Annotated in this window: 9 protein-coding genes and 4 tRNA genes; 6 read left to right on the forward strand and 7 right to left on the reverse strand. The window is 39.5% G+C overall.

From position 1 onward, the window contains the following. Positions 1 to 121: 121 nt before the first annotated feature. Positions 122 to 1,357, forward strand: a complete 1,236-nt coding sequence (locus GKR48_RS17075; RefSeq protein WP_154628933.1) for an SLC13 family permease — start codon at positions 122 to 124, stop codon at positions 1,355 to 1,357. A gap of 49 nt (positions 1,358 to 1,406) precedes the next feature. Here GKR48_RS17075 and GKR48_RS17080 read toward each other — a convergent pair whose 3' ends face one another. Further along, positions 1,407 to 2,144 (reverse strand): cyclase family protein, encoded by a 738-nt coding sequence (locus tag GKR48_RS17080; protein ID WP_154628934.1) that lies wholly within the window; start codon positions 2,142 to 2,144, stop codon positions 1,407 to 1,409. Between the two features lie 157 nt (positions 2,145 to 2,301). Next, positions 2,302 to 3,144 carry a MetQ/NlpA family ABC transporter substrate-binding protein gene (locus GKR48_RS17085; RefSeq protein WP_154628935.1) on the reverse strand — a complete coding sequence of 281 codons (843 nt, stop codon included), beginning with the start codon at positions 3,142 to 3,144 and terminating at the stop codon, positions 2,302 to 2,304. A gap of 231 nt (positions 3,145 to 3,375) precedes the next feature. Between GKR48_RS17085 and GKR48_RS17090 the strand changes: the two genes are divergently transcribed. The 5 genes from GKR48_RS17090 (at position 3,376) to GKR48_RS17110 (ending at position 9,754) form a co-directional block, all read left to right on the forward strand. Next, on the forward strand, positions 3,376 to 4,509 hold the full coding sequence (locus GKR48_RS17090; RefSeq protein WP_154628936.1) for a CMD domain-containing protein: 1,134 nt from the start codon (positions 3,376 to 3,378) through the stop codon (positions 4,507 to 4,509). Positions 4,510 to 4,513: 4 nt separating this feature from the next. Then, a complete protein-coding gene (locus GKR48_RS17095) occupies positions 4,514 to 5,974 on the forward strand; it encodes an FAD/NAD(P)-binding protein (protein ID WP_154628937.1) in 1,461 nt (486 codons plus the stop codon). A gap of 3 nt (positions 5,975 to 5,977) precedes the next feature. Then, positions 5,978 to 6,991: a methionine ABC transporter ATP-binding protein gene (locus tag GKR48_RS17100; protein ID WP_154628938.1), complete on the forward strand. Its 1,014-nt coding sequence runs from the start codon at positions 5,978 to 5,980 to the stop codon at positions 6,989 to 6,991. Further along, positions 6,988 to 7,656: a methionine ABC transporter permease gene (locus tag GKR48_RS17105; protein WP_132495518.1), complete on the forward strand. Its 669-nt coding sequence runs from the start codon at positions 6,988 to 6,990 to the stop codon at positions 7,654 to 7,656. The genes GKR48_RS17100 and GKR48_RS17105 overlap by 4 nt, the downstream gene beginning before the upstream one ends. Before the next feature lie 370 nt (positions 7,657 to 8,026). Next, positions 8,027 to 9,754, forward strand: coding sequence for a potassium/proton antiporter (locus GKR48_RS17110; RefSeq protein WP_154628939.1), 1,728 nt, complete (start codon positions 8,027 to 8,029; stop codon positions 9,752 to 9,754). A 245-nt stretch (positions 9,755 to 9,999) separates the two neighbouring features. On the opposite strand, the gene GKR48_RS17115 is transcribed toward GKR48_RS17110, so the two are convergent. From GKR48_RS17115 to GKR48_RS17135, 5 genes are all read right to left on the reverse strand, one after another. Continuing rightward, positions 10,000 to 10,293, reverse strand: coding sequence for a helix-turn-helix domain-containing protein (locus tag GKR48_RS17115; RefSeq protein WP_036949379.1), 294 nt, complete (start codon positions 10,291 to 10,293; stop codon positions 10,000 to 10,002). 1,395 nt (positions 10,294 to 11,688) lie between these two features. Continuing rightward, positions 11,689 to 11,764 (reverse strand) — tRNA-Val (locus GKR48_RS17120). Positions 11,765 to 11,825: 61 nt separating this feature from the next. After that, positions 11,826 to 11,901 (reverse strand) — tRNA-Lys (locus GKR48_RS17125). A 35-nt stretch (positions 11,902 to 11,936) separates the two neighbouring features. Beyond that, positions 11,937 to 12,012, reverse strand: a tRNA-Lys gene (locus GKR48_RS17130). Between the two features lie 41 nt (positions 12,013 to 12,053). After that, positions 12,054 to 12,129 (reverse strand) — tRNA-Val (locus tag GKR48_RS17135). Positions 12,130 to 12,142: the final 13 nt, after the last annotated feature.

Below are 12,142 nucleotides of genomic sequence, written 5' to 3' on the forward strand. Positions count from 1 at the left end.
CGAATTACGAATATCTTAGTTAGATGCTATTTACTTAATTAAAAACTAAACGTTTTTTATCTTGCCTGCAATTTTATTCACCGTAAAATCCCCCTAATCTTTCAGAAAAAATGTGAATAATATGACGCTTACCATTATTATTTTTGTCTTGGTCTATATCGCCATGGCATTTGGCAAACTGCCCGGCTTTAAAGTTGATAGAACGGGTGCCGCCGTCATCGGTGCATTAGCAATGATGGCCATCGACAGCATCACGCCACCTCATGCTTGGGATGCCATTGATTACCGCACTATCGGCATGCTATTTGGTTTGATGGTGGTATCGGCTTCGTTTGTGGTTTCGGGCTTTTATAGCTGGACAGCAGATCGCGTGGCGATGCTCAAAGTCAGTGCACCTACGCTGCTTGCCGTACTAATCGCCGTTAGCGGATTACTTTCCGCACTTTTAACCAACGACGTGGTTGTCGTCGCGATGACGCCGTTATTGGTCTCCATCACGCTATCTCGCGGACTTAATCCCATCCCGTTTCTGCTTGGATTCTGTTTTGCCGCCAACAACGGTGCAACAGGCTCGCTAATTGGTAGTCCGCAAAATATGATTGCGGCACAGGGGCTAGATATTTCCTTTGTGGGCTTATTACAATCCTCGGCAATACCGGCATTATTATCTTTACCGCTCACTTGGCTGGTATTGGTGTGGTTATATCGCAACCGCTGGTACTTAGCTAAAGAGCCGACTAATACCCCTAAAACGGTCTCTTCTCCAACACCACTCGATATATGGGAAACGGCTAAAGCTGGTGTGATCACACTCGCCGTGATTGTGGCTTTTGTGGTGAGTGATATACCAAAAGAGTTAATCGCATTAACGGCTGCGGGTTTCCTATTACTGAACCGTTCCATTGCGTCTAGCGATATGCTTAAGTTAGTGGATGGGAATTTATTACTATTAATCATGGGATTATTTGTCGTCAACGCGGCATTTGCTGGAACAGGATTACCGCAGCAAATGTTGAATGATTTACGCGCCCATGGTGTTGAACTCAATAACCCTTTCATTCTGTTTTTAGTAACTGGCGTTCTTAGTACTATTGTCGGAAATAACCCGTCCGTCATGTTGCTGGTGCCTTTTTTAACGCCAGACGGTAACGCTGATGCATTAGGCGCCGCATTGGTGCTTGGCTCCGGCTTTTCCAGTAACTTATTTGTATTTGGTAGTTTGGCGGGCATTATTGTGGTGGAACAGGCCGCTGCTTATGGCGTGAAAATTACATTCTCAGAATTTGCTAAATCAGGAGGAATTGTCGCGGTGCTCTGTATGTTATTAGCCACCGCTTGGATTCTGTTTGCGTTATAAAACTGACGCCTTTCTCAGCTTATTTAACTGAGAAAGGCGTTTAAGATTTTCAGGGAAGAATAGCAAATGAGCGAACAGGAAACCCACTCGCATTATTAGGTTTAGCGACAATATTAAAAATCACGGCGCCACGAGTTGGTAATTGATCTAAATTCGCCATCAACTCTATTTGGTAAGTATCTTGCTCTAATACGTAATATTCGCCTAATAGCGCATTATTTTGGCGAAAATCTTTTGCTGCATCAGTATCAAATGTCTCATGCCCAATGGCTTTAATGCCACGCTCTTCAAATAAAAACTTGAGCGCATCCATACCCCACCCCGGAATTTGGTTATTACCTTTAGCGTCTTTATTATCCATCGCTTCCTGGGAAGGCCAACGTTTATGCCAGTCTGTACGTAGCGCCACAAAGCTATCGGGTTCGATTCGCCCATACTCGCGCTCAAAGGCTAAAACATCATCACGAGAAAAAGCAAAATTAGGATCTTGTACAGCCCGCCCAGATTGGTCGATAACAATCAGCGGTAAGACCAATTCTTGTAGTTCCAATTCATGTAAAAAACGTTTTCCTTCCACAAAATGGCAAGGCGCGTCAATATGCGTACCGTATTGCCCAGGAAAGGTAAATTGCTGAGCAAAAAAGCCGTCAGAGTAGCCAAATAATGTTTTAAATTCTGCAGAGTCAAACATAAAGAAATGAGGAGAATCTTTATCAAAGCTGTGCGTTAAATCCACCCATTTTTTGGATTTTAATACCTTTAGTGCATTTAAAACCTCGTTAGCCATCGTTTTCCCCTATCTGGTTTCAGTCCTATCAAGACAGTTTTATTGTGCTGTTTTTTATTTATTCTGAATAGGTAATAACCAACTCTATGGCGTTTGTCTATCTTTCTAAACGATCTGTTGCCAATCTTTCACCAAATTGGCAACGAGAATTCGAATATTATTTAGAGTAATTTGCCCATGCAGCTGGCTCAATAAAACCATCATAAAGACGCTGAGAGCGAATATAATCCGCATACTCTTTTGATTCAAAAGCCTCTTTTAAATCTTTAGCCCATTGAGTATCGAGATCTTTTTGTAGAACAGAAACCACAACGCGATGCTCAAGAGGTGAATTCTCAACAACTAAACCATCCGCAATACGCTGCCCTGCACTCGCCACATAGTTACCATTCACTACCACAAAATCCACATCATCCAATAGACGTAATCCTTGCGCGGCATCTGTTTCACGAATATCCAGTTTATATTTTGCAGGTTCAATGTCATTGACGCTAAAGCTGAGCGTACTGACATTCGGCTTGATTTTAATCCAACCCAGTTGCTCTAAAATTCGAGCACCACGTTCCGCATTTACAGGATCATTTGACAGCGCCACAATCATGCCATCTTGCACGTCATCCAGCGTTTTATGCTTATTAGAACGTAAACTCTGCGGTGCGCTTGGTGAATCGGCCAATGCGACCATATTAATGTTATTTTTTTGGTTATACGCTTCCATATACGCGCGACTTTGGTTTACTGATGCGTCAATTGCCCCTTCTTCAAATGCAGGGTTAATTTGCCTATTTTGTGAAAACTGACGTAACGTCACTTGGTAACCTTTTTTCTCTAAAATAGGCACAATGCCTTTATCGACCTGATCAATATAATTCCCGACACCGAAGCCAATCGTAATTTGCTTTTTATCTGAACTGTCTTTTTCTTTATTATCACCACATCCTGCCAATACAATGATTGCGGTTGCCACTAAAGATAAATTTATTATTTTTTGTTTGAACATTTGCTATTCCCTATGGTGATTACATTCAATTTTTAATATTGCCAATCGACCGGAGTATAAACAGGATTTATTTAACGTCTTAGATCCGTTCGTTATAACTTAAATAGAAATGAATATAAAAATTAACCAAACCAAAATGGTTATAACCATATAACAAAATGGTAGTTCGAATAATGATGTGATTGATATGTAATGAAGGAGATAAAAAAACTTAAATAAAGTGAGTTATTTATGACAGTAAAATTTGATTTAATTAACAATATTCTTAACCTGACACCAGACTCAAAATTAGCGAAGACCCGCGCAGAAAGACCGGTTGCAACAGAGAATACTCAAGCCGCTTTTGAGGCCATTTTTTCTGTACCCTCTCAAATACTGCCTCTAAATGTGAAATATTATTTTGCGCTTTCCGTGGCAAAAATTACTGGTTCAATATTACTCGCAAAATATTATGCTGAATTATTATCATCACAATCCATCGTCGAAATAACACCTGAGATTGCGCTTGCAGAGAAATATCTTCGAGTATTAACCAGCAATCCAAATCAAGCGGATTACGCTTTAACGCAACAATTTATTCAACAAGGATGGTCCGAGTCCGATATTATTTTATTGGCTCAGTTAATTACATTTGTGACTTATCAATCCCGCTTAGTTGCTGGATTGGAATTATTAGTTGGACAGAATCCGAATTCAGATAATAAAGCAGTTCAGCACTTTCCAATTACAGCAGGAAATTGGAGTCACACAGCGACAACGCAATTAGGACAATCATCACCAACCGCTTTTACACAACAGCAATTAGGTTGGGAATCTTGGTTATCTGCACGAGATGTCAATTCGTTAAGTGACGATGAAACTCAAACTCTGAAAAAACATGGACAATTAAATTCTGAGTATTTCCTTCTGTTAGCTCATCAAAGCGAAATTTTAGCGCTACGTACACAGATAGACCGTGGTATTTTTTATACCTCTGGCGGATTACCTCGTTGGGAGAGAGAGTTTGCTGCCGCTGCGGTCAGTAAAGTGAATGGCTGCATTTATTGCGCCTCAGTTCATGCGCGCAAAGCTAGCCAGTATGCAAAAGAACATCTCGTTGATGTCGAGAAACTGTTAGCAACGCCCGCCGGAAGCGTGCTTGCTGAAGGCTATGAACCAAGGCTTTTAGCTGCCGTTTCTCTTGTCGCTTCGCTCTCAGCTACGCCTATTCAAGCCTCTGTTGAACAAATCGAACAATTACGTTCATTAGGGTTAACGGAGCTAGAATTACTCGATTTAATTCAATCCAGTGCTTTTTTCTCATGGGCTAATCGCTTAATGCTGACATTGGGAGAACCGTTTGAACTCCCTGAAAATAAGGAGTAATACCATGGATGAGGTTATTGGATTAGTCGCTCTAGAGGCGCAAATAAATCAGGATTTGCAGTATCTTAATTTACCGATTGGTTCATGGTCGCTATCAGATGAAGATCTTGATAAACAACAGATTAATGTTGCCATTATCGGTGCGGGCATGTCGGGAATTACTGCGGCTTTTGCCTTGAAATTACGGGGGATTAACGCCATCGTTTTTGACCAAGCACCTTCCGGCAAAGAAGGCCCTTGGCAAACGCCAGCTTTGATGGAAACCTTGCGGTCACCTAAACAGGTTGTCGGCCCTGCTCTCGCCTCTCCCTCTTTAACATTCCAAGCCTGGTTTAAAGCTCAATTTGGCGATGACGCGTGGGAAAATCTCGATAAAATTCCACGTTTACAATGGGGTGAGTACCTACAATGGTTTAAAACCATGACGGCACCCACACTGCTGAATCAGCACCAATTAGTCGATGTTAAATTAATCCCTCAAGGTCGTGAATTAACGTTCGACACTCCCAATGGGCAGGTCTCTTTTATCGCGCAGCATGTTGTGATTGCAACGGGTATGGAGTCATTTAGCGAACCTAATATCCCAGAATTTATGGATAAAATCCCAACTCAATACTGGGAGCATTCATATGCGGGTAGCAACTATGAGAGATTTAACGGGCTCGATATTGGCGTTGTAGGCTACAGTGCAGGCGCGATGGACAGTTCAGCCACTGCATTAGAACATGGTGCTAAGTCTGTTGAGCTATTGATCCGAGCTAAAGAGATGCCGCGAGTAAACCGTGGGAAAGTTGCTGGAAGTGCCGGTTTTACCAATGCCTATGGGTATTTTACCGATGCGCAAAAATGGCATTATGCCGACTATGTTTTGAAAGCGAAAACCCCAGCCCCTCATGGCAGCACACTGCGCGTTTCTCGCCATACTCATGCATATTTTAACTTCGATACACAAGTCAATGATGTCACCATCAAAGAGAATAAATTGCACGTTTCCACCACTCAGGGGGACTTCTCTTTTGATTACCTCATTTTAGCGACAGGCTATCGACTGAATTGGCAGAAACACAGCGCATTTCATCGCTTAGCGCCGTTTATTAAAACATGGAAAGATGTTTATACCCCACCGAAAGGTGAAGAAAATGATGAACTTGCCGCGCATCCCTATCTTGGTGAACACTTTGAATTACAAGCAAAATCGGGTTACGAATTTCCGTTTATCGACCACTTTTATTGCTTCAATTTAAGTGCCTCACTCAGCATGGGCCCCGTAATTGGTCTGATCCCAGGTACCAATACCGGAGCTGAGCGTTTAGCGGATCATATTGCCGCCAAGTTGTATCTTGCCCATCGACAGCAGCACCTTGAGTTGGTTAAAACCAGTACAGAGAATGAGTTATTAGGTGATGAATGGCAACCTGCCTTGCCTCCCGCTCAGCGCGTACAACTGATTGAAAATGTGGAGTAAAGGATGATTGAATTTAACAATGTCCAAAAGATCTATGAAAAAAATGGGCAATCCTTAGTCGCTCTACAAGATATTAATTTGCATATCAATAAAGGTGATATTTTTGGTTTTATTGGTTATAGCGGTGCAGGTAAAAGCTCCTTGATCCGCTTAGTCAACCAATTAGAAAAGCCTACCGGTGGCTCCATCAAGGTCGATCAGCACAATTTAGCGGAGCATACCCCATCCCAAATACGAGCACATAAAAAAAGCATCGGAATGATTTTCCAACATTTTAATTTGTTAGAAACGAAGACCGTCGAGCAGAATGTTGCTATGCCTCTGATTTTACTCGGCATTGATAAGCACGAAATTGCCCGCCGCGTAGATAACATTCTCGAATACGTTGAGCTAAGCGATAAGAAATACCAATACCCTAACCAGCTTTCTGGTGGGCAAAAACAGCGTGTTGGAATAGCAAGAGCGTTAATTAATAATCCGCAAATCTTGCTGTGTGATGAGGCAACCTCTGCCTTGGATCCACAAACTACCGCCTCCATTTTGGCATTACTGCAAAAAATCAATCGTGAGCAGAAAATTACCATTCTATTGGTCACTCATGAAATGGAAGTCATTGAGCAGATTTGTCATCGTGTCGCCGTTATGGAATCCGGTCGCATTGTTGAAGAGGGCACAGTACTTGATATTTTTGCCAATCCTCAACATTCGACCACGCAAAAATTTGTGGGTACGGTACTCAATGAAAAAATTCCGGAGCGTGTACTCCATCAGCTTGAACATCAAGAGGATGTGTATCGATTAGAGTTTTTAGGTAAATCGGCACAAGAGCCAGTGGTGAATGAGCTTATTATCAAGAATATTATTAAAATCAATATCCTGTTTGCCAACATGAAAGAGATCAATGGCGTCGTTTTAGGCAGTATGTTTGTTCAAATGTTAGGAGATAAACAACATATTGATGAAGCCATAACCTATTTACGCCATCGTGGCGTTGCAGTGAATAAGGGGACAGTATGAGTGAGTTTTTTGAAACGGCACTGACAAGTAAACAATTTTTATTGGCCATGTCAGAAACATTCACTATGGTGAGTATTGCGCTTGTCCTAGGTTCACTATTCGGGATCTTATTGGGAATTTTATTAGTTATTACACGACCAGAAGGGATTTGGGAAAATAAACGTATTTATCGCGTGATTAACCCTATTATTAATATATTCCGTTCACTACCTTTTATTATTTTATTAGTGGCCATAATCCCATTAACGCGCTTTGTGGTAGGAACATCTATTGGCACCACCGCAGCCATTGTGCCATTAGTTATTTATATTGCGCCTTATACGGCAAGATTGGTCGAGAATTCATTGCTCAGTGTCCATTCAGGCATTATTGAAGCCGCCGATGCAATGGGGGCGACCAACTGGCAAATTGTGTGGCACTTTATTTTACCAGAAGCAAAGTCATCATTAATTTTAAGTTTAACCGCTGCCAGTATAACGTTAGTTGGAGCAACCGCGATGGCTGGAGCTGTTGGCGGTGGGGGTGTTGGTGACCTTGCGCTAAATTATGGTTATCAACGCTTTGATAATGTTGCTATGGCAATTACGGTTGTGACCTTGGTGATTATAGTGCAAGGAATACAGTTTATTGGTGACACTTTGGCAAGAAAGGCGCGTTTTCACTAGTTAATATAAAGTCGATGAAATATCTTCATCGACTTTTATTGATTTCTCATACAATTACCCATCACCTCTCCCCTTTTCAATTCCACCTCAAAAAATATTTACACATAAAAAAAGTCGCTATTAACACGAATTTAATAAAAAAATAGGCTATTTCTAAAAATTATATTTAAAAAAATGCAGTAAAATACCAATATATTTCAAATGATTCATATATAATCATAATAGTATACATCATAATGTTTATTTGACCTCTTGGGACTAAAAACACCATTAAATGTATATTTTAGTCACTTTGATAACATCTTTAGCTACCTCGCGCGCTTTACGATGCATCGTCAGCGTTTTATCCACCTCTAACTGAAAACTGATTATGCCAACTATCGAACAACTTATATTGCTTTCATCCATATTGATTTTACTCGGTATTTTTTCGAGCAAACTGTCTGCAAGACTGGGTTTGCCTATGCTGGTTATGTTTCTCTTTATTGGCATGTTGGCAGGTGAGGATGGCTTAGGGAAAATTACCTTTGATAACGTCAATGTTTCTTATGCTGTTGGCTCTCTTGCCCTTGCTCTAATCCTTTTCGATGGTGGACTACAAACCTCAGTAAAATCAATTAAGCTAGTCTGGAAACCAGCGTTCACCTTAGCGACCGTTGGTGTTTTAATTACCGCAGGTATCACCGGGTTAGCCGCCGCCTATATTTTAGGTATTCCACTTCTTGAAGGGTTACTTTTAGGCGCCATTGTTGGCTCAACGGATGCCGCCGCCGTATTTTCACTGCTACGCAATGCTGGCATTTACCTAAACGAGCGTTTACAGGCGACTTTAGAGATAGAGAGTGCAACCAACGACCCGATGGCTATATTTTTAACCGTTGGTCTGCTGCAACTGCTAATGAACCCACAAGCTTCCGGCAGTGAATTGGCGTTATTATTTGTTAGTCAAATGGGAATCGGTGCTGCTGTTGGGATTGGGGTTGGTTGGATTTCAATAAAGATCATCAACAAAATTAAGTTACTCGCCGCAGGTCTTTATCCTGTTTTAGTGGCTGCCTGTGGTTTATTTTCATTCGGTGTCGCCAGTAATTTAGGTGGCAGTGGCTTCTTATCTATTTTTGTCACGGGTGTGGTTATTGGTAATCACTCGTTTGTTTTTCAACGCAATACCTTTTTATTCCATGATGGGCTGGCATGGTTAAGCCAAATCATCATGTTCGTGATGTTAGGCTTACTGGTTAACCCTAGCTCGTTAATTGAGGTATGGCAGGAAGGGTTGCTCATTGCACTGGTATTAACCTTTGTAGCAAGACCACTCGCCGTTGTCCCAGTACTCAAACTATTTCGCTTCACACGAAATGAGATAGCACTTATCTCCTGGGTGGGGCTAAGAGGCTCTGTCCCGATTATTTTGGCTATTTTCCCCTTTATTTTTGGATTACCGGGTGCCAACCTTATTTTTGATGTTGTCTTCTTCGTAGTTCTAATTTCTGCAACATTACAAGGTTCCACACTGCCTTACTTTGCCCGCAAGTTAAATCTTATGCAGCCACCACCGCTTATACCCGCTGCGACATTAGATATTACCGCTGTCGACCAGATTGATGCTGACTTAGTCGAATATACTCTGGGCGAGGACTGCTCTGCTGTGGGACGCCGATTATCTGAATTAGCACTACCGGACCAAACCGTGATTGCGATGATCACCCGAGAAAAAAGCGTGTTACCACCCCGCGGGTCAACAATCTTAATGGCGAATGATCATTTGTTTGTTGTACTAAAACCACAAAATCGCTTATTCCTAGAAAGATTATTCTCCGAACAAACGTCTTCGGAGCCAACCATTATGGAGTTACCTGAGTCTGGTTTAAGCTTAAAAGGTACAACGCGATTAAATGAAATTTATGAATCGTATGGTATCTTGATTGAAGTTGATTCCGATAAAACACTCAATCAATTTATTCACGTCAATACTGAAAATGAACCCACTCAAGGGGATGTAGTTAAGCTAGATGACATACAAATAAAAATTGATGAAATGATCGGTCCACGTATCGTTACCGTTATTTTAGAGCCAGTAAAAATCCAGCAGGAATAATATGGTAAAAATAGTGATAATCCATTTCCATTTTTCCACGCTTGTTTTCTAATTTGTATGCATAAAAAAATAAAAGCCCCGAAGGGGCTTTTATCTTTGCAAGTACTCTATATAAGAGGGAGGTTAATATATTCAATGACTTTTACTAATTAAATTGAGTTAATTAATTTCACCGTTCTCATTTGAAACAATTTAATTACCACACTTAATTTGTTTCATTATGAAACGTGTGCAAAGAATTAATATTATACGAGAGAATAAAGCGAGTCGTTAAACCCTTTAGATTCTCTTTCCTCAGATGCATTGATATCATCCTGGAGAACTTCACTGAAGAATTCTCCCATATTTACGCCTAATACCTTTAATACGCGAACTAAACAATCGATATCAATACGATTCACACCTCGTTCATAACGAAATAGTTGTTGTTCACTAATGTCGATCTCTTTAGCTAATTGGAAAACTGTATAGCCTTGAGCTTTTCTTAAAGATTTAATTTTTTGTCCAACTGCACAAGCGACAGGATATTTTGTATTCATAAACATTCTCGCTTCAATCTATATTAATTGAATAAAAATCAGCAGGTATTTTCTGCCATTTTCATTGTTATTTTATATGTACTATATAGTTCATCGATAAAAACATGGTGATACATCCAACATCACTAAGATAATGATATACTAGCCTTCTAATTAGTTTCAACTAGTCTAAAAATGACATTGCAACTATGTAACAAAATATTTTTCTCTATACAAACAAGACGAGTCAGCAAATAGATCCTTAGTTATCAATCGGTTACATGAATTGATATCCAGTGAATATCACCGAGCAAGCTCAGGTGAAATAGCACATCACAAGACAATTCACTAAAAACCAATCACTTTCCCGTCAATAAATCCAAAAATAAAGGAAATAAACAGAATAATTTAACACTGTAACAAAGTTAATCGTTTCACGATAACATTGGTGGTTTTTTGAGTCAAAAACCACATTAAGTGAGCATTTCCTGTAAAAGAAAGTAAAAAATATATGTTTTACATATATAACTATTTCGCAACATAAAACATCAATAACTTACATTTTTGAACTGTATGCTACAAATTAATTAAACGCTATATTTTTAAAGTAACCTAGTGAATTTAATGCACCTACACATTCAACATAACAAAACATTAACGTTAAGGAAGTCGAACATTCACTTTACTTGATGAATATCACAAAAATATGAACATTACTGATTATCGATAATCTTATTTTAATATTATGAATACATAAACACTCGAAAATTATTGAACTTTAAGATTATCAAAACGAGAATAACTAGAATTATTCACCAATATACTACTTTACAGATGTTCTTTTGTTGTAATATCAATGAAAGTTTTATTTGTTATTTATTTAATATCAACCAAGAATATTCTTAACAATCTATTTAATCCAAACCAACATAGGGCTGTTCATGTGGTATGGTATGGCATAATTTAATTTCTAGCATAATTTCATTGCCATCATAGTTTTTAATAAAAATTCATTTTAGATAAAATTATAAATGGATTAATCCTTTAACATTATCATTTAAGTGATTTTACTTATGGCATTGATATGCTTTATTTTTATTAACTAAATTTTGGTTTCAAAAAAACTAAGAGCTCTACAATACACGGTAAAGTCTCGTTATCGTTTCATTCAATATTTTGATTCATTAAAAATTCAAAAGTTTATATTAACAATATAATGGCCAATATAACGATATGTACAATCTTAATAGGAATAATACTTTATAAGTAATATGAATACTTAAGCAAAATAAACGAAGAATGGCTGAGGGAGGGATAATAAAGTCTTACTGGGTGCAATTATGCATAAACCAATTAAAATCAGTAAGTTAAGTTTTACATTGAGGATTTATGGCGTGATTTCTGATAAAAATGAAGTGGTGGGCGATAGCGGGCTCGAACCACTGACCCCCTCCTTGTAAGGGAGGTGCTCTACCAACTGAGCTAATCGCCCACTTCATGACGCTATTTTTGATACTGGGTCGTGACCCAATTTTACGGCTACAATCATTAGATGGTGGGTCGTGCAGGATTCGAACCTGCGACCAATTGATTAAAAGTCAACTGCTCTACCAACTGAGCTAACGACCCATCTGTATTTCTAAATTGTTTTTCACTACTTTAGATGGTGGGTCGTGCAGGATTCGAACCTGCGACCAATTGATTAAAAGTCAACTGCTCTACCAACTGAGCTAACGACCCATCTATATTTCTGAATTGTTTTAATGCAAGAAAAGATGAAGTGGTGGGCGATAGCGGGCTCGAACCACTGACCCCCTCCTTGTAAGGGAGGTGCTCTACCAACTGAGCTAATCGCCCACTTCATAATAAT

Origin of the sequence: Providencia sp. wls1943 (assembly GCF_009706275.1) — a bacterium.
Lineage (GTDB): Bacteria > Pseudomonadota > Gammaproteobacteria > Enterobacterales > Enterobacteriaceae > Providencia > Providencia zhijiangensis.